Source organism: Ruminococcus sp. MCC718 (genome assembly GCF_018783905.1).
Lineage (GTDB): Bacteria > Bacillota > Clostridia > Lachnospirales > Lachnospiraceae > Hominisplanchenecus > Hominisplanchenecus faecis.
In genome coordinates, this window is record NZ_WQNP01000003.1 from 58457 (window position 1) to 77835 (window position 19379).

At 43.8% G+C, this 19379-nt stretch carries 12 protein-coding genes; 10 read left to right on the plus strand and 2 right to left on the minus strand.

Features of this window, described 5'->3' with window-relative positions; genetic code table 11:
- The first annotated feature begins 29 nt into the window (after positions 1 to 29).
- Both leuS and GPK60_RS00695 read left to right on the plus strand, forming a co-directional pair.
- Positions 30 to 2444 carry a leucine--tRNA ligase gene (gene leuS, locus GPK60_RS00690; protein WP_252191248.1) on the plus strand — a complete coding sequence of 805 codons (2415 nt, stop codon included), beginning with the start codon at positions 30 to 32 and terminating at the stop codon, positions 2442 to 2444.
- A 39-nt stretch (positions 2445 to 2483) separates the two neighbouring features.
- Entirely contained in the window at positions 2484 to 3488 is a 1005-nt protein-coding gene (locus GPK60_RS00695; protein ID WP_252191251.1) for a lysylphosphatidylglycerol synthase transmembrane domain-containing protein, read from the plus strand.
- Between the two features lie 30 nt (positions 3489 to 3518).
- On the opposite strand, the gene GPK60_RS00700 is transcribed toward GPK60_RS00695, so the two are convergent.
- On the minus strand, positions 3519 to 5261 hold the full coding sequence (locus GPK60_RS00700) for an NFACT RNA binding domain-containing protein (RefSeq protein WP_147631515.1): 1743 nt from the start codon (positions 5259 to 5261) through the stop codon (positions 3519 to 3521).
- A 275-nt stretch (positions 5262 to 5536) separates the two neighbouring features.
- Between GPK60_RS00700 and GPK60_RS00705 the strand changes: the two genes are divergently transcribed.
- The 8 genes from GPK60_RS00705 to GPK60_RS00740 all read left to right on the plus strand — a co-directional run bounded on the left by GPK60_RS00705 (position 5537) and on the right by GPK60_RS00740 (position 18290).
- Complete coding sequence (locus tag GPK60_RS00705; protein ID WP_215658660.1) at positions 5537 to 9823, plus strand: putative mucin/carbohydrate-binding domain-containing protein; 4287 nt, start codon at positions 5537 to 5539, stop codon at positions 9821 to 9823.
- A 168-nt stretch (positions 9824 to 9991) separates the two neighbouring features.
- Positions 9992 to 14332, plus strand: coding sequence for a discoidin domain-containing protein (locus GPK60_RS00710; RefSeq protein WP_215658661.1), 4341 nt, complete (start codon positions 9992 to 9994; stop codon positions 14330 to 14332).
- A gap of 171 nt (positions 14333 to 14503) precedes the next feature.
- A complete protein-coding gene (locus GPK60_RS00715) occupies positions 14504 to 15382 on the plus strand; it encodes a YicC/YloC family endoribonuclease (protein WP_147631512.1) in 879 nt (292 codons plus the stop codon).
- A gap of 11 nt (positions 15383 to 15393) precedes the next feature.
- Entirely contained in the window at positions 15394 to 15672 is a 279-nt protein-coding gene (locus GPK60_RS00720; RefSeq protein ID WP_022119386.1) for a DUF370 domain-containing protein, read from the plus strand.
- Positions 15669 to 16301 carry a guanylate kinase gene (gmk, locus tag GPK60_RS00725; protein WP_022119387.1) on the plus strand — a complete coding sequence of 211 codons (633 nt, stop codon included), beginning with the start codon at positions 15669 to 15671 and terminating at the stop codon, positions 16299 to 16301. The genes GPK60_RS00720 and gmk overlap by 4 nt, the downstream gene beginning before the upstream one ends.
- 4 nt (positions 16302 to 16305) lie before the next feature.
- A complete protein-coding gene (gene rpoZ / locus GPK60_RS00730; RefSeq protein WP_022119388.1) occupies positions 16306 to 16557 on the plus strand; it encodes a DNA-directed RNA polymerase subunit omega in 252 nt (83 codons plus the stop codon).
- Positions 16547 to 17878 (plus strand): 30S ribosomal protein S12 methylthiotransferase RimO, encoded by a 1332-nt coding sequence (rimO, locus tag GPK60_RS00735; RefSeq protein ID WP_173865817.1) that lies wholly within the window; start codon positions 16547 to 16549, stop codon positions 17876 to 17878. The genes rpoZ and rimO overlap by 11 nt, the downstream gene beginning before the upstream one ends.
- Positions 17879 to 17987: 109 nt before the next feature.
- Positions 17988 to 18290 (plus strand): hypothetical protein, encoded by a 303-nt coding sequence (locus GPK60_RS00740; RefSeq protein ID WP_252191249.1) that lies wholly within the window; start codon positions 17988 to 17990, stop codon positions 18288 to 18290.
- An 88-nt stretch (positions 18291 to 18378) separates the two neighbouring features.
- Here GPK60_RS00740 and GPK60_RS00745 read toward each other — a convergent pair whose 3' ends face one another.
- Positions 18379 to 19242 (minus strand): AraC family transcriptional regulator, encoded by an 864-nt coding sequence (locus tag GPK60_RS00745; protein WP_173865816.1) that lies wholly within the window; start codon positions 19240 to 19242, stop codon positions 18379 to 18381.
- Between the last annotated feature and the right edge of the window lie 137 nt (positions 19243 to 19379).

The following is a 19379-nucleotide window of genomic DNA, read 5'->3' on the forward strand; positions in this document are numbered from 1 at the left end:
AAGAATTTAACTTTCAGGAGGAAAAGAAAATGGCAGTGCCTTATAACCATAAAGCCATTGAAAAAAAATGGCGTCAGAAATGGGAAGAAAATCCGGTAAATGTCGATGATGGCAAAAAGCCGAAATATTATTGTCTGGATATGTTTCCGTATCCGTCAGGAAATGGTCTTCACGTAGGTCACTGGAGAGGTTATGTGATCTCCGATGTATGGAGCCGCTACAAAATGATGCAGGGATATTACCTGATCCATCCGATGGGATGGGATGCATTCGGTCTTCCGGCAGAGAACTATGCAATCAAGACCGGTCAGCATCCGGCCATCTCCACCGCAAAGAACATTTCCAACATCAAACGTCAGATCAACGAGATCGCAGCTATTTATGACTGGGATCGTGAAGTCAATACCACGGATCCGGACTTCTACAAATGGACACAGTGGATCTTTGTAAAAATGTTCAAAGAAGGGCTTGCATACGAAAAGGAGTTTCCGATCAACTGGTGTCCTTCCTGTAAGACAGGTCTGGCAAACGAAGAAGTGGTAAACGGCTGCTGCGAGCGATGCGGCACACCGGTCACCAAGAAAAACTTACGTCAGTGGATGCTGCGTATCACAAAGTATGCAGACCGTCTGTTAAATGACCTGGACAAGCTGGAATGGCCGGAAAAAGTAAAGAAAATGCAGACTGAATGGATCGGCAAATCTTACGGTGCAGAAGTAGATTTTCCGGTAGAAGGAAAAGATGAAAAGATCACAGTCTATACGACAAGACCGGATACCCTTCACGGTGCAACTTTCATGGTACTGGCTCCGGAGCACAAACTGGCAGCAGGTCTTGCAACACCGGATCAGAAAGAAGCCGTTGATGCTTATATCTATGCAGCATCCATGAAATCCAACGTGGACCGTATGCAGGATAAGGAAAAGACCGGTGTATTTACCGGAAGCTATGCGACTAATCCGCTGAACGGAGCAAAGGTTCCGATCTGGCTGTCCGACTATGTACTGGCAGATTACGGTACCGGTGCGATCATGTGTGTACCGGCTCATGATGACCGTGACTTTGAGTTCGCTAAAAAATTTGATATCCCGATCATCCAGGTTATCGCAAAAGACGGCAAAGCAATTGAAAACATGGCAGAAGCTTATACCGAAGCTTCCGGAACCATGATCAATTCCGGCGACTGGAACGGTATGGAATCCGCAGTCCTGAAAAAAGAAGCTCCGCATATCATCGAGAAGATGGGTATCGGACGCAAGACCGTAAACTACAAACTGCGTGACTGGGTATTCTCCCGTCAGCGTTACTGGGGTGAACCGATCCCGATCGTACACTGCCCGAAATGCGGAAACGTTCCGGTTCCGGAAGAAGAGCTTCCGCTGCGTCTGCCGGATGTAGAATCCTACGAACCGACCGGTACCGGCGAATCACCGCTGGCAGCGATCGAAGACTGGGTAAACTGCAAATGCCCGGAATGTGGTGCCGCCGCAAAACGTGAGACAAACACCATGCCGCAGTGGGCAGGTTCTTCCTGGTATTTCCTGCGTTATGTAGATCCACATAACGATAATGAACTGGTATCCAAAGAAAAAGCAGACAAGTACCTTCCGGTAGATATGTACATCGGCGGTGTAGAGCATGCTGTACTGCATCTTCTGTACTCTCGTTTCTATACCAAGTTCCTGTACGATATCGGAGTGATCGATTTTGACGAACCGTTCCACAAACTGTTCAATCAGGGTATGATTACCGGTAAGAACGGTATCAAGATGAGCAAGTCCAAAGGAAATGTCATTTCTCCGGATGATCTGGTACGCGATTACGGCTGTGATTCTCTGAGAATGTACGAACTGTTTGTAGGTCCGCCGGAACTGGATGCAGAGTGGGATGACCGCGGTATCGAAGGTGTATACCGTTTCCTGTCTCGTTTCTGGAACCTGGTTATGGACAACAAAGATAAAAATATCAAAGCAAGCAAAGAAATGATCAAAGCACGCCATAAGATGATCCACATGATCACAACCCGTCTGGAGGGCTTCAGCCTGAATACGGTTATTTCCGGTTTCATGGAGTGCAACAACAACCTGATCGCGATCGCCAAGAAAGAAGGCGGCATGGACAAAGAGACTCTGGAAGCAGCCGTTCTGCTTCTGGCACCATTTGCACCGCATATGGGAGAAGAGCTCTGGGAGGAACTGGGTCATACGGATTCTGTATTCCACCACGAATGGCCGGCTCATGATGAAGAAGCAATGAAAGATGACGAAGTCGAAATTCCGGTGCAGGTAAATGGAAAGACAAAAGCAGTCATTTCCATTCCGGTTGACATCAGCAAAGAAGATGCGATCGCAAAAGCAAAAGAAGTTCTCGGTGACAAACTTTCCGGAAACATTATCAAAGAGATCTATGTTCCGAAGAAGATTGTAAACATCGTAGCAAAATAAAACATTTGCACAGCTGTTTTTACAGCATAGATTTTGGATATGAAAAATAAAAAGAAACATTTTATAACAGCCATTCTGGCAACATTGTTTCTGATACTGGTTTTATACCTGATTTTTCATGATTCCTTAGGTGAAATCAAAACCCAGCTTTTCCAGGCAGACAAAAAAGCCCTGTTGATCCTTGTGATCTTCGGCAATCTTTATATACTGCTGGATGGCTGGGTACTTCATTATATGATTGTGAAAAACCGTGAAAAATGTACCTTGTGGCAGGCCATCCGCCTGGCATATATGGTGGTGTTTTTTAATGTTACGACCTTTGCGGCGGGGACGAAACCGGCCCAGATCTATGATCTGTATCAGGAAAGCCAGATCAAACCAGGGAAATCATTTGGAATCCTGACGATGGAGTATGTATCACATAAGCTGACGATTGTACTCTATGCAGCAGTGATGCTTTGTTTTTTTCATACGGTTCTTTTTCAGGTTTCGGGATTGGAGAAAAATTATCTGCTGACAGGATTCGGGGTCAGCTTTGCTATACTGCTCTTTCTGACCATGTTCTGCATCAATCAGAAGTTTGCACCTTGGCTGCTTCGCTGCAGCGATCATATTAAAAAAGAAAAAATCAAAGAAAAGGCAAAAGCCGGAATTGCACAGATGGAAGATTTTTCCAGAGTCGGGAGTGTGGTAATCAAAGATAAACAGCAGTGGATAGGACTGATTTTTCGAAATGCAGTAAAAATGACCTGTCTGTATGCACTTCCTGCGGTTTCCATCTTTGCAGTTACCGGAGAAAGGCTGCCACTTTCTGTTCTGGAATGTCTGGCTTTTTCATCCGTCATGCAGCTGCTGATCGGAGTGATCCCAAGTTCCGGCGGCACAGGTTCGACGGAACTGGTCTTTCTGATGCTGTTTGGCTCTATGACAGAAAAGTCCGTCTGCGGTGCAGCAATGATCCTGTATCGCATGGCAACGTATTATCTGCCGTTTCTGATCAGTATTCCGTTACTGTTTTTTGGAAAAAGAAGCACCGAGGCATAGTAGCTATGCAGCAGTGCTTCTTTTTTTGCGTTATTTTTCTTTTATCTGTCGGATACCGCTGATATCAGAATCGATCACCATGGAATAATTGGTGTGATAGATCACAAAACCCGGTTTTCCGCCGTTTACTTTTTTCACCTGTTTTTTCTCGACATAGTCAACCTCCACCTTGTCTGCACCGCGGTGGCTGGAATACCAGGCAGCCAGCCTTGCGGCTTCTTCAAAGGTACGGTCCGGCGGCAGCCCCTGACCTGCTTTCACAATGACATGCGATCCCGGGGCACCTTTTGCATGGAACCACCAGTCGTTTCCGGTGGCAAATTTAAAGGTCAGTTCTTCGTTCTGATAATTATTTTTTCCGACATAGATATCATAACCATCCGAAGAAAGATAGTGGAACGGTTTTGATGTGATCTTCACACGCTTTCCGGTGTATTTCCGGCGGATGTAGCCGTACTGTGTCAGTTCTTCTTTGACCTGTACCAGATCTTCTTCATTCAGGGCAATATCAAGAGCTGTGGAAATGGATTCCAGATGCTGGATCTCTTCTTTTGTCTCTTTAATCAGATGTTCCAGTGCCTCGTAGGTACGTTTCAGTTTTCCGTAACGGTCGAAATATTTTTTGGCGTTTTCCTGTGCAGTCAGTGTCGGATCGAGCGGTATTTTTACCGTTTCACCGGTGTAATAGTTCACTGCGGAAAGTTCCCTGCTTCCAGGTACTGCTTCATATCCATACGTGTTTAAAAGTTCTCCGTAAATGCGGAATTTATCTCGTTTTTCCGTGTCCTTTAACTGTTTTTTCTGAAGATCGTATTTTTTACGGCTGCGATCAAGTGCCGTTTGGACGATACGGCGAAGATCGGAAGATTTCTGGCGGATGCGTGTGATCGTATTCTTTTCCGCATAATACCTTTCCAGGACTTCTGACATCGTATCGTAAGTTTCCGTGTGCATGTCCTGATACTGTGTAAGCAAAAAGGCTGCATATTCCAGCGGAACTTTTCCGTCATAGACAATATTCGGCGTAAAAGCATGGGTTTCAAGATCCTCCATCATCCGTTTCAGGGTATGGAAAAGGTGGATCTGCTCGATCTCCTGAAAAGAATTTGCACTCTGATCCGACTCCAGGTTGCTGCGGTGGCAGAGTTCTTCGGCAATCAGCGGACTGATACCGGTCAGAGTTGTATAGATCGCCTTTGAGAGCGGCATCGGCTTCTGGCAGACACTGCTGAAAAATTCTTCTTCTGTGATCGTCTGTGGATCGTACTTATGTTGCGTTTCCGGGATAAAATACATCCGCCCCGGAAGGACTTCACGCACGGAGCTGACCTGTGCGGAGACATGTTTGATGGAGTCCAGGATCATGCCGTCCTCCTGGCAAAAAATAATATTGCTGTGCTTGCCCATCAGCTCGATGATCAGAAGCTTGCGGCAGATATCACCCAGTTCATTTAAATGTTCAATCTCCATATTTAAGATACGTTCCATGCCAGGCTGCCAGATCCTGAGGATGCGTCCGCTTCCGATATGCTTACGCAGCAGCATACAGAAATTCGGGGCAGTCATAGGACCGGTCTTGTTCTGATCTGTCAGATAGACCAGCGGAAGGCTCGCACTGGCAGAAACAAGGAGACGGTATTGTTTACGGTTATTTTTTATAGTAAGCATCAGCTCATCTTTTTCCGGCTGTGCGATTTTGTTGATTTTTCCGCCCGCAAGAGCATGGTTCAGTTCCCATGCCATGCAGGAGATGACGGTTCCGTCAAGTGCCATATCAATTTCCTCACTTTCTGAATATTAAGACGTTTGAGTCAAAAGATGCCGTACGGATCCTAAAGCCATAAACCGCTCCTGTGCAAGCACATTGATGTTTCTGACTTTTGATCCCGACATTTTTTACTATCATAACATTTTATCGGGAGAAGAACAATATTTCTTTGGAAAAGCTTGCTATACCATGACAGCATATGTTAAAATCAGACAAATCCTTTGTGCTTTTGAAGAGGGAAAAGTGACAAAGAAAACAAAAACAGGAGGATATTATTTATATGAAAAAGAAAAAGTGGGAACTGGCTGCCATGACAGCTGTAACAGCTTTTCTGATGCTTGGAACAAAAGCAGAAGCGATGGATGATGCCTATCGTATGCCTCAGCTTTCCGGTGTCACAAAAACCTGGGTTTATCAGGGAGAAACTTCTGATCAGAACTGGGAGCGTATGCTTGCGGATGACCAGGAGGACGGCGATCTTACGTCCGTGATCAAAAGCAGCGGAAGTGTCAATACGTCCAAAACAGGAACTTATGTGCTCTCCCGAAGTGTAACCGATTCGGATCAGCATACTGCTGCACTCGATACGCAGGTTACGGTGCTGGATAGAAATGCATCTGAAGAAGAGAAAAGCATTCAGCGTATTTTGTATACACTTCCGGATGCATCACATCTGACCGGGATCGGGTTCAACCGCGGCTATTATCACGACCGTCAGAATCTCGGACTGTGGATGCCGCATGGGAGCAGTCTTCAGATCCGTATCGTCAATGCAGAGGAATTTCAGCAGGATCTTACTGTTCAGTTTAAAAACGATGATTCGCAGACAGAGTCTTCCGCGACCATTCCAAAAGATGGCAGCTGGGTGACTTTATCCAATACGTTCACCGGTGATAATGGAGAAGAAAGTGCCGACAGCGTGCCGTTTATCACAACACCGAAAAATACGGCCGTTCAGCCGGTTATCGAATACCGATGGACCGACGATCTGAAAGAAATCCCATATTATCGCTACGGAGATTCCCAGCAGGCATTTTTTGATTCTTGGGATAAAAGCCAGGCACCATTTGCGATCATAGAGGGAAGTGCCGCAACGTTCCTTGTTCCGATCTGTGACCGAAATAACATTCTGAACTCTTCCTATGGCAACAAAAAAGAAGTTTACCGTTTCAAAACATTGGATGAAATGCTGGACTGGTATGCATCCTTTGTAAAACAGTACGATGCTTATTCCGGTCTTGACTATTATGCAGAAGATCCGTGGAATCAGGATATCCGGGCGAAATTTTTCATCAAAGCAAATGCTCATGGTGCCGGACAGGCCTATTATACGACCGACCACAGTGCCTACAACGGAAAAAGTCTTCAGACTTATCTGGTGAAAGACTGGATTTCGCTTCATGAATTTGGTCATGGATATGAAGGTGCGATCGCATCACAGGAAAATCCGTTCGTAGAGACAACCAACAACATCCTCGGTTATTATTTTGAGCCAACTTACCGACCGGCTGAAGACTTTGGCTGGCTGCTCGGTGAGTTTTCCGGCACAAAAAGTGAACGTTATGCACAGCTTGGAAACCGCATGAAAGAAAGCCTTGCTTCCAGCAATACGTTTGCCGATATTGTATCCGATCCATGGCATTACAACGTAAGCCTTTATATGTTTACCAACCTCATGGACAAACTCGGTCCGCAGCAGGCTGTTTCCGCAATGCATTCTCATTACCGGGAAGTTTATTATAAAACCGGCAAAAAAATGGGATCATCCGACGCCCTTGCGGAAAGTCTGGACAGCCTGGATTATAACGTGCTTCCTTACTTTGCATCCTGGCATATCCTCCCGTCAGGAAGGATTGCCGATCAGGTCTATGCGATGGACAAGCCGATGATCTATTATCTCAAGGAACTGATCCCGGACGATGCTGCGTGTGAGAAAACAAGGGTAGCACTTGGACTGGACGGCATCTACAGTCTGGTAAGCACCGATGACCTGGCAGATACCGGATATACCAGCAAAGTCCGTTTGAATATTCAGATCGATGATCTGACACAGATCAAAGGCAAAACGATCCGGATCAAAAACGGCAGCAAGATTGTAAAAGAAGTGATTGTTTCTTCAGGTGAAATACAGCTGGAACTTCCGGTCGGTATCTATGAACTTGAGATGCCGCTGCCAAAGGAAACCGCTTATCAGTACGATAACGAATATTTGATCGCATCCGCCGGAAACGTATCAAAAACAGTCTCCTATACCAGACAAACCGGAAATCCGCTGGCAGACGATATGCAGATTCAGATGCTTGGCCTTGGGGATGCATCCGTAGCATCCGTCAAGATTGATACAAACATGCAAAAACTGACCTGGACGGTGAATAGTACCACACCGCATTTTTATCTGGATGGTACTTACATCAGCATCCGTGTACTTGATCCGGATGGAAATGAGCTTTTGAACCAGTCTTTGCAGGCGAATGAAAAAGCAGATGGCGGAAACTTTGAGATCGATTTTAAAACAGGTTCCACGCTGATTCTCTATCACCGAGAGGCAAGAGGAAGACAGCGTTTTGTAAGCTCCTACACCGGCGAGTCTTTAGAAGAATATCAGCTTGCAGCAGCTGACCAGACTGCCACTTACCGTATGACAGACAAAGGCCTGATGCAGGACGACTGGAGCAAAGAAAAACAGATGCAGGTTTATCTGCAAAGTTTAGAACAGTATTCTGCCTTTCTGATGAGCCATATCACAAAGGCTGAGATCGCCGATTCAGAAAAATATCATAATGAAAAGACAACACTTTTGCTTGCATATGAAAAACTGGATCAGGCAGCAGCAGACAATTATCGGAACAGCTACGGTATTCTGATCGGGCAGAAACCGGAAGTGTCTTATGGTTACACACAGATCGCATCGGAGCATTTAAAAGGAAGTGCTGACAGTGAACATCCGGGAGAAGAAGCTTCTCTGGCCGTTGACGGAAAAAAAGATACTATATGGCACAGCAATTATGGAAACGGCACAAAAGCAGATATTGCCGGCAATAAAAACAATACCTACACCATTCTTCTGGATCAAAAGACGGATATCGGAAAACTGACTTACCTTCCAAGACAGACCGGAAATAATAACGGAATTATTTTGAAATATGAACTTTCCTACAGTCAGACAGAAGATGGTGATGATTTCCAGATTATCCCTCTGGCAGACAATACCTGGGCAAATAACCGGACAGAAAAAAGTGTTTCTCTGGATCTTGCAGATGTAAGAAGAATCCGCATCCGTGCACTTTCCACGGCCGGAACCCCTGCAGATACCTATATTTCCGCAGCTCAGTTTTCTCTTTATGAAAAATACAGTATCTACGACAAACATACGTATCTCAGTGATCTTTATCAGACGCCTGACGAAAATGGAAACACGGTAAAAGAAAACGCAAATGCCGACGGGACAGCGATCACACTGAAAACAAACGAAAAAGAACGAACCTTTGAAAAGGGAATTGGCATGAGATCCGGTGATACTGCCGTCTGGGATATCTCAGGGCTGAACAGCGATGCACTCTCCTTATGGATCGGTATGAATAAAAAAGGAACTTCTGATGCATCAGTACAGATTTACGGCGACGGAACGTTGCTTTACACTTCTGTTCCATTTAATGGAAGTGACAATGCCATTTCCGTTTATCTGGATATCACCGGCGTAAAGATTTTAAAATTCTGTGCAGACGGCAAAAACGGATCAGAACAGATCGCTCTTGCAGATGTCATGCTTGAAAATCAGAAAGACAAAGAAACCCTGAATTTAAAAGTCGGGGATCAGGCAGTGTTTCTTCGAAACACTTCCCTTACACCGGAAGACCGCGGAAAAGCAACGTTTGTCAGCAGTGATCCTTCCGTGGCAACGGTAAATGAAAGGGGTGTTGTGACCGCACACAGTGCCGGAAGTGCAACGATCCAGGTAAAATTTGGCAGCAATGAGACAGTTGTATGCAAAGTAACTGTAACAGAAAAGCCAAAGAGAAAGGAACCGGAAACACCGGATACGGAAAACAGGATACCTTCTGTATCTGACAGACCGGAAACACCGGAAAGCGGCAACACCAGACCATCGCAAAAGATTCCTTCTGTTGGCAGTGTGAAAAAATTAAATGGTGTCCACTATACTGTTACAAAAACTTCCGCAAAAGGCGGAACAGCGGAAGTAACGAAAATAACCGGCAAAAAACGCAAGATTACCATTGCATCCGAAGTGAAGATCAACGGATTTTCTTTCAAAGTTACTTCCGTCCGGAAAAATGCCGCTAAAAACAACAAAAAGATCATCACTCTGACTATCGGAAAAAATATCATTTCCATCGGTGCAAACAGTTTTTCCGGATGCAAAAATTTAAAGAATATTACACTTAAGGGAACAAAATCCATAAAAATCAAAGCAAAAGCACTGGCAGGTACTTCCAGAAAGATAAAGATAACCGTACCCAAAAAAATTTCTGCAAGGACATTGAAAAAACTGAAAAAGAATCTGCAAAAAGCCGGGATCAGCAAAAAAGCTGTTTATCAAAAGAAATGATCCGTATAGTACAAAAAGAAAAAGAAATACGGTCACAGCTTGACGGAAAAGTCAAAAATATGCTATGCTTATCTGAGAATAGTTTGTGCATATTAAACAAAAACCGTTTTGAATTATGCAAAACTATTTTTCTGGTATTGTCTATTTTCTAAAGAAGGGAGAATGAAAATGAAAACAAGACATAAAATCATGAGTTTCTTGCTTTCAGGTGCTATGGTATTCAGCCTGTTGCCGGCATCGGCAATTGGTACAGTAAAGGCAGCTTCTGTGAATTATGCACTGACTGCAACAGCAACCGCATCTGGAAGTGAAACATCGGCATTTGGTCCGGAAAAGGCAAAAGACGGAGATGCAACAACAAAAACTTCCCGCTGGGCAAGTGAAGAACGTGATGCAAGTGAGAGCAATCCGCACTGGCTGGCCATGGATCTTGGTGAAGTCAAGACTGTAAACAGTGTTATCATCACCTGGGAGAGACGAAATCCAACCAATTATGCAATCGAAACTTCCGAAGACGGAAGCACATGGAAAGCGGTAAAAACTTTTACTTCTGCTCCTGCGGAAAAAGATCAGATCATCAATCTGGATAATCCGGTGCAGACCAGATATATCCGTGTCCGCATCAATACGTTTAACCCAACCGCAGAAGGCATTACCTGGAAAACAGTTTCCATCTATGAATTTGAAGTTTATGGAGAAAAACAGAGCAGCGGCAGTGAAGTCTGGGATGCTCTGAACAATCTGACTGTAAAAGCAGGAGACAAAAAGTTGAATCTTCCGACCGTAGAGGGCGGAAAAGTAGAAGCCTATGCAGACTATGAACAGATCATCGACACAGACGGAACCATTTATCAGCCTCTGGAAGATAAGACCGTTTCTGTTGAATTTAAAGTTACCGATCAGAACAACAAGGTAACAAAAAAAGAGATTGCAATCACCGTTCCTGGAACGCATACAGCGACCGCAGATGAGAATGCAAAACCTGCCGTTCTTCCGGAACTGGCAGAGTGGGCAGGTGCTACCGGCAATTTCACCATCTCGAAAAACTCACGCATCGTGATCAATGCTGCTGACAAAGATACACTTTCTTCCATGGCAGAAACATTTGCAGCAGATTATAAAGACATTGTCGGAAACGATATTTCCGTTGTATATGGAAGTGAAAGCGATGTGAAAGCAGGAGATTTTTATTTTGCATTGACAGCAAAAGGAAAAGGCCTGAAAGACGAAGGTTATCTTTCACAGATCGGAGATTCCATTAAAACAGAATCCGAGACTGCAACAGGTGCTTACTGGGCAACCAGAACCTTCCTGCAGATTCTGAAGCAGAACAAAACGACGATTCCGAAAGGAACAACCAGAGACTATCCAAAATACAAAGTCAGAGGTGTGATCCTGGATGTCGGACGAAAAGCAACCGAGCTTCAGACCGTAAAAGATGTTGCGGCAACAATGTCCTGGTACAAGATGAATGACTTACAGGTACATCTGAATGATAACCTGATCTTCCTTGAGGACTACTGGGATACCAATGCGGAGACTACGATGCAGAACAGCTTTACAAAGGCCTACGCTGCTTTCCGTCTGGAATCTTCTGTAAAAAATGATGAAGGTAAAACTGCGACAGCAACCGATCTGTATTATACAAAAGATCAGTTCCGCAGCCTGATCAAAGATTCCAGAACGATCGGTGTCAATATCGTTCCGGAAATCGATGTACCGGCACACGCACTGGCATTTACAAAAACATTCCAGAACTGTGCTTTAAAGAAAATGAATTCCAGCAATTGGAAACGTCCACTGACAGATCATCTGGATCTTTCCAAACCGGAATCCACGCAGCTGGCAAAAAATATCTTCTCCGATTATATTGATGGAGAAAATCCTGTTTTCGATGAACAGACAACCGTACATATCGGTGCGGATGAGTACGAAGACGATGCAACCCTGTACCGCAATTTTGTAAATGAAATGGATGATTATATGAAGTCCAAAAACCGAAAAATGCGTATGTGGGGCGGTCTTACCAGAATCAAGTCTGATACAGAAGTCCGCGGCGATGGTGTGGAGATCAATGTATGGAGCAAAGACTGGGCAGATCCTACGGAAATGTACAATCTTGGCTTTGAACTGATCAACTCTCTGGACTCCAATGTATATATCGTTCCGGCAGCAGGATACTATGCAGATTATCTGAATGCTGCAAGCCTCTATGCAAACTGGAAACCGAATGTATTTAAAAGCGGTAATTTAAATACAACGATTCCGGCCGGTGATCCGCAGATGATCGGTGGTGCTTACGCACTGTGGAATGACTCCATCGATACCAGAGGAAACGGTGTCACAGACTATGATGTCTTTGACCGTATCTACCAGCCGATGTCTGCACTGAGTGAAAAACTCTGGGGCGAAGGCACAAAGACATACAACGAAGTAAAAGCAACCACTGCAAAAGTTTCCACTGCTCCGAACACCAATCCGTATCATGAAATTGAGAGTGCGGGAAGTACTTACGCAGAATACAATTTTAACAAAGAAGACGGAAGTGATGCTTCCAAGAACAAATACAATGCAGTGTCTGCTGAACATGCAACTTACACAGAAGGAAAAGTCGGCAAAGCCCTATCTATGGAAAGTGATACCTACATTGAAACACCGCTTGACAAATCTCCGGCAGGAACCAGCCTTTCCTTCTGGGTGAAAAAGGCAGCAGGAGGCTCTTCTAATGAACAAGTTCTGTTTGAAGGTTCTTCCACACTTGGTGATTACACGATCAAAGCCGTTCAGAAGAATACCGGAAAAGTCGGATATTCCAGAGAAGGTTATGATTATTCCTTTGACTATACACTTCCGGAAGACGAATGGGTACATCTGACGATCAAAGGCTACAAAGACAAAGCAGAACTGTATGTAAACGATTCTGATACAGCTATTCCGGCTGTTATGGATACTGCAACAAAGCTTGGTACACAGTACCGTCTTGCAACATTAAACATCCCGATCAAATACATCGGAAGCACGACTGGAAACAGTTTCAATGGTCTGATCGATGAAATCGAACTGACAAACGATCAGGATGACAGCATCATCCCTACAACGGATTTCAGCTTCACCTGTGATAACGAGCAGAATCCGGCAGAGGGCAGCGACGGTCCGATCTCCAATGCATTTGACGGAGATACCAGCACCTTATGGCACAGCCAGTACTCACCATCCATAAAAGCACTTCCGGCAACCTTTACCGTAGATATGGGCAAAGAATATAAGATCAACAAACTGACTTATGTTCCAAGACAGTCCGGAGGAGCAAACGGATATATCACAAGCTATGATTTGTATGTCAAGAAAGCAGAAAGTGATGACTGGACACAGGTTGTAACAGATGGTGTATGGGCATCTGATACAAAAGAAAAGACCGCAAAATTCAACACAGTTGATGCAAGATATATCAAATTTGTTGCAAAAGAGGGAAGCAATGGTTTTGCTACTGCAAGCGAATTCCATATCCATCAGGTTCTGAATGAAGAAGAACAGGAAGTAACAAAAGCTCAGGAAGCACTGAATGAAGCGGTAAATGACAGCAGCATAAAAGGTATTTATGAAGCAGGAAATGCAGATGGAACGTATACAAGTGCAAGCTGGACAGCGTTCAAGGAAGCATACGAAGCAGCAAAAGCACCATCCGAAGGAGCAAGTGCAGAAGAACTGAAGACACTGCTGACAAATCTCCAGAGTGCAAAAGCGGGTCTGAAAAATGCAGCCGTAGAATCAGCAAAAGAAACACTGAAAGCGGAAGTAGATAAAGCGGAGAATAAGAATATCTATGAAGCTGGTAATGCAGACGGTACCTACACAAAAGACAGCTGGACAGCGTTCAAGGAAGCATACGAAGCAGCAAAAGCAGCATCCGAAGGAACAAGTGCAGAAGAACTGAAAACACTTCTGGAAAATCTCCAGAGTGCAAAAGCTGGTCTTAAGAAGTCACAAACAGAGACACCACCTACTCCAAACCAGACGGAAACACCGGCTACACCTGGACAGACAGAAAAACCATCTACACCGGAAAAACCGACCGTTGTTCAGAAAGTAAGCAAGAATGTGACTTACCGTGTTCTGGATACAAAGAAAAAAACAGCAGCTGTTGTTGGTGTCGGAGGCAAAAAAGGCAAAAAAGTTACTTCTGTGACCATCGCAAAAACAGTGAAGATCAATGGCGTTACCTATAAAGTAACCAAGATTGGCAAAAACGCATTCAAAGGCTGCAAGTATCTGAAGAAAATTACAATCGGAAGTAATGTGAAGAAGATTGAAAAAGGTGCATTTGCAAACTGCCGAAAACTTGCAAGTATCAATATGAAAAAGGCAAATGGAATCACATCCATCGGAAGCAAGGCCTTCAGCAAGATCAATTCAAAAGCAAAAGTGAGCGTACCTTCCAAAAAACTTTCCAAATATACAAGAATGCTGAAAAAAGCTGGACTTCCAAAGAAAGCGGTTATTAAAAAATAGAAATATGCTTTAAAAGCATATCTTCCGGAAAAAGAGACGGAGAGAACAAAATCTGTTTTCTCCGTCTTATTTTTCTTTGTTTTTCGGTTGACGCTTCCGACGCTTTCGACTATAATAAAAATAGTATGGCTTTCTATGCCGCAATTTTGAAAGAAAAGAGCGAATATAATTATGATAAAAAGTATGACAGGCTTTGGAAGATATGAAAATCACCAGGGCGACCGCAAGTTTACGGTTGAGATGAAGTCCGTCAACCACCGCTATTTTGATTCCAACATCAAAATGCCGAAAAAACTCAGTATTTTTGAATCTGCTATTCGAAATCTTCTCAAAGAATATATACAGCGTGGAAAAGTTGATATTTTTATTACTTATGAGGATTTCACAGAAACCAATGTCTCTTTGAAATACAACGAGAACATTGCAGCAGAGTATGTAAAATATTATCAGCAGCTTTCGAAAAAATTTGATCTGCCAAATGATATCCGTGCCTCCGTGATCGGACGCAGTCCGGAAGTTTTCACAATGGAAGAGCAGCCGGTAGATGAACAGGAGATCTGGGCAGTCCTTGAAACAGCACTTCGTGGGGCATGCGAGCAGTTTGTAGAATCCCGCATCCGGGAAGGGGAAAATCTGAAGCTGGATCTGATTGAAAAACTGGACGGTATGCTTACCGATGTGGCAGCGATTGAAAAACGTTCCCCGGAAATTCTTCAGGCATATCGCACCAAACTGACTGAAAAAGTAAAAGAACTGCTTAGTGACACACAGCTCGAGGAGAGCCGTATCGCAACAGAAGTGATTCTTTATGCAGACAAAATCTGCACGGATGAAGAAACGGTTCGTCTGCACAGCCATATCGAGAGCATGAAACAGACACTGCAAACCGGCGGAAGCATCGGCAGAAAACTGGACTTTATAGCCCAGGAAATGAACCGGGAGGCAAATACTATTTTGTCCAAGGCAAACGACCTGGAAACTTCCAATCTTGCGATCAATCTGAAAACAGAGATTGAAAAAGTAAGAGAGCAGATCCAGAATATAGAATAGGGGGGATACGATTGTCAGGATTGATCAATATCGGGTTTGGCAATGCAGTCAATACCGCCAAAGTCGTGGCAGTCATCAACCCGGATGCAGCACCGGTCAAACGTCTGGTGTCCCATGCAAGAGAAGAGGGACGCATCATTGATGCCACACAGGGAAGACGTACCAAGGCTGTGATCATCACGCAGGAAGACCATATCATTCTGTCGGCACTGCAGCCGGACACGATCGCAAAACGTTTTTCACAAAAAGATGCATTTCAGGAACGAGAGGCTCAAGGAGGCAGTTTATGAATAAAAAAGGCATTCTGATTATTTTATCCGGATTTTCCGGAGTAGGAAAGGGAACCGTTGTCAGACGTCTTCTTTCCGATTACGATAATTACGCACTTTCCATTTCCGCAACAACACGAAAACCACGTGAAGGAGAAGAAGATGGGGTGTCGTATTTTTTCAAGAGCAAAGAAGAGTTTGAACAGATGATAAAAGAAGACTCTTTTATCGAACATGCCAGATATGTTGAAAATTACTATGGTACGCCAAAAGCATATGTACAGGAACAGTTAGATGCCGGAAAAGATGTGATTCTGGAGATTGAGATCCAGGGGGCTTTAAAAGTAAAAGAAAAATACCCTGATGCTCTGATGCTGTTTCTGGTTCCGCCGGATGCACAGACTTTAAAAGAACGTCTGGTTGGCCGTGGCACGGAAACAGCCGATGTCATCCATGACCGTCTGGAACGTGCAGCACAGGAAGCCCAGGAAATGGGCTCTTATGAATACATTATTGTAAATGATGATCTGGATACCTGTGTGAAACAGGTGCACGAATTGATACAGAGTGCACACTGTAAGAAATCCCACAATACAGCATTTATCAAAGAACTGCAGCAGGATATGAACTGCTTTTTGAAAGGAGAATGATTTTATGTTACATCCATCTTACACAGACTTAATGAAAGTTGCAAACAGTGAGGTAAATGAAGGCGAAACACCTGTCGTAAACAGCCGCTATTCTATCGTAATGGCAACGGCAAAACGTGCCAGAGAACTGATCGACGGTGCACCGGCACTGGTATATAGCGACGGCAAAAAACCGCTGTCCATCGCAGTAGAAGAATTAGATAAAGGAAAGATCAAAATCCTGGCTGAAGATGAGAGCGGTGAAGATGAAGAATAAGAAAATTTTATTTATCTCTCTTGGCTGTGACAAAAACCTGGTTGATTCGGAAGTGATGCTTGGCATCCTCGCTGACCGCGGCTTTGAGATGACGGACACGGAAGACGATGCGGATATTATCATCATCAACACCTGCTGTTTTATCAATGATGCTAAAGAAGAAAGCATCAACACGATCCTGGAAATGGCAGAATATAAAAAGACCGGTCCGTGCAAGGCTCTGATTGTAACGGGCTGTCTGGCACAGCGTTATAAACAGGAGATTGTCGATGAAATACCGGAAGTCGATGCGGTGATCGGTACTTCCAAGTACGATGAGATTTTTGATGCAGTAGATCAGGCTTTAAAAGGTTCTCATTTTCTGGATGTAGATGATCTTGACCGGCTTCCGTCCGTACCCGGCAAGCGTATTCTGACAACAGGCGGGCATTATGCACATCTGAAGATTGCAGAGGGATGTGACAAGCACTGTACCTACTGTATCATCCCGAAGATTCGCGGCAATTACCGCAGCGTCCCGATGGAGCAGTTACTTGCAGAAGCCGCTTCGCTTGCAGAGCAAGGTGTAAAAGAGCTGATTCTGGTTGCCCAGGAGACAACACTGTACGGCGTGGATCTTTACGGCAAAAAGTCTCTGCATATTCTGCTCAAGGAACTTGCCAAGATCAAAGGTATCCGTTGGATCCGTATCCTGTACTGCTATCCGGAAGAGATATATCCGGAACTGATCGAGACAATCAAGAATGAGAAAAAAGTCTGTCACTATCTGGACATGCCGATCCAGCATGCCAGCGATGCCATTCTCAAACGCATGGGAAGACGCACGACAAAAGCACAGTTAAAAGAAACCGTTTCCCTTCTTCGAAAAGAGATTCCGGATATTGTTCTGCGAACCACGCTGATCGCCGGCTTCCCGGGAGAGACACAGGAGCAGCATGAAGAACTGATGGAATTTGTCGATGAGATGGAGTTCGAACGCCTTGGCGTCTTCGCTTATTCACCGGAAGAAAACACACCGGCAGCCTCTATGCCGGATCAGATCCCGGAGGAAATAAAAGAAGAGCGAAGAGATGCGATCCTCGAGCTTCAGCAGGAGATCGCTTTTGATAAAGCAGCCGATATGGTCGGACGTACCTTATATGCCATGATTGAGGGAAAAGTAGCAGACGAACCGGCATATGTCGCAAGAACCTATGCCGACTCCCCGGATATTGACGGTTATGTCTTTGTCAACACCAGCGAGATGCTGATGTCCGGCGATTTTGTAAAAGTAAAGATCACAGGTTCCGCAGAATACGATCTGATCGGAGAACTTGTGTAAAAATAATCGAACATTGGGTGTAACTCTGGTAACACAGGGCTACACCTTTTTTTGTGCATTTTTGCTGCGATAAAAAATATCTATATGTTCGGTATTTATTGTAAATGGATTGATTGTCATTACACCGGATTTTGATAATTTTACTGCAAAGCTCATCGCAGCAGATAAATATTCAAAATATATGACAGAAATATCAATTTTGGAGGGAGTTAAAAACAGGAAATATTATGGAAGATCAGCAACGACTATTGAAAACAAATGCAAGATAGAGTATGGAACAGAGCAAGGATTAGCAGCACTGATTTATGGAGAAAAAGGGTTAAGCTCGTTGCCAATACAGGATATTGCAAGGGAGCATATAGATACAGATAATGAGTACATGTATTACTATTCGGTTGAATTTATAAAATAGCACTAATAAAAAGAAGAGGATGTCACGTAATCTGCTTTGATTCGTTGGCATCCTTTTTTGACATTTAGTTTTTATGACATTATAGATTTCATAACCTATTTCTTATTTTTCGGTATTCTCTTGGCGAATATCCTTTCAGCTTGTGAAAAAGCCGGCTGAAATAAAGCTGGTTATCATATCCGACAATCTTAGAAATCTCATTGATGGAATAAGTTGTTGTTTCAAGTAACATCTGAGCATTGTTGATGCGGATTCCCACAATGAATTGCATTGGTGTAGAACCGGTATATTTTTTGAAATTTCGGATAAACCAGCTGACACTCATGCCTCGTGAGGCAGCATAATCATCAATATTGATATTTTGATTGTAGTTTTCACTGAAAAAGGTAACAGCATTATCCATCTCATGATCAAGGTATTCATTTTTTAATATGTGCTCTCTTGTCAGTTCCCGGTGGAAACTGATCAGAAGATGACGTAGCAAAAGGACAAGCATTTCCTCATAATTGTCTTGACAGCGTTGGAGCTCGATAATGATACGTTTGAAAATTTGTTCATATTCATTAGATGTACCCACTTGAAAGACACGTTCTTTATCCGGAAACCCATATTGATGTAAGATATTTTTCACATTGCTTCCTGTGAAGTGAATCCAGTATACTTCTGTCTTATCTTCTCCGTAATATTCATATTTTTGGAGTTCTTTCGGTCTGTACAGTACAATGTTGCCGGCTGGAACAATCGTTTCATTATTTACATTATCAAAATGAAAATGCCCACAACCAGCAGTGATATATATAATCTGATAATCCAGACGACCCCTTGGACGGTAGGTCGGAAGTTTGGGATGTCTGGAAAGACGGTAAGTACCACAGCTACCGACAATCAGCGGACGACTTTTGTCTTTGAAATCCATATGTGAGTGGTTCAAATAACCGGTGTTCAAATACATAGGACAGCACCTCTTTTCGTACTTTTTATCATTGTATCATTTAGTGCATATTTTGTCTAATCCAATTCATAGACATATTTTGCGAATTAGGATAAGCTATATATAGCATAACTAAGGAACGTAAACAAAAAGTAAAG

What these genes read in the sequence shown, in the direction of transcription:
- GPK60_RS00710 (WP_215658661.1), top strand. Translation starts at nt 9,992, where the DNA reads ATGAAAACAAGACATAAAATCATGAGTTTCTTGCTTTCAGGTGCTATG.
- GPK60_RS00705 (WP_215658660.1), top strand. Translation starts at nt 5,537, where the DNA reads ATGAAAAAGAAAAAGTGGGAACTGGCTGCCATGACAGCTGTAACAGCT.
- rimO (WP_173865817.1), top strand. Translation starts at nt 16,547, where the DNA reads ATGAAGAATAAGAAAATTTTATTTATCTCTCTTGGCTGTGACAAAAAC.
- GPK60_RS00700 (WP_147631515.1), bottom strand. Translation starts at nt 5,261, where the DNA reads ATGGCACTTGACGGAACCGTCATCTCCTGCATGGCATGGGAACTGAAC.
- GPK60_RS00715 (WP_147631512.1), top strand. Translation starts at nt 14,504, where the DNA reads ATGATAAAAAGTATGACAGGCTTTGGAAGATATGAAAATCACCAGGGC.
- GPK60_RS00695 (WP_252191251.1), top strand. Translation starts at nt 2,484, where the DNA reads ATGAAAAATAAAAAGAAACATTTTATAACAGCCATTCTGGCAACATTG.
- gmk (WP_022119387.1), top strand. Translation starts at nt 15,669, where the DNA reads ATGAATAAAAAAGGCATTCTGATTATTTTATCCGGATTTTCCGGAGTA.
- GPK60_RS00745 (WP_173865816.1), bottom strand. Translation starts at nt 19,242, where the DNA reads ATGTATTTGAACACCGGTTATTTGAACCACTCACATATGGATTTCAAA.
- leuS (WP_252191248.1), top strand. Translation starts at nt 30, where the DNA reads ATGGCAGTGCCTTATAACCATAAAGCCATTGAAAAAAAATGGCGTCAG.
- rpoZ (WP_022119388.1), top strand. Translation starts at nt 16,306, where the DNA reads ATGTTACATCCATCTTACACAGACTTAATGAAAGTTGCAAACAGTGAG.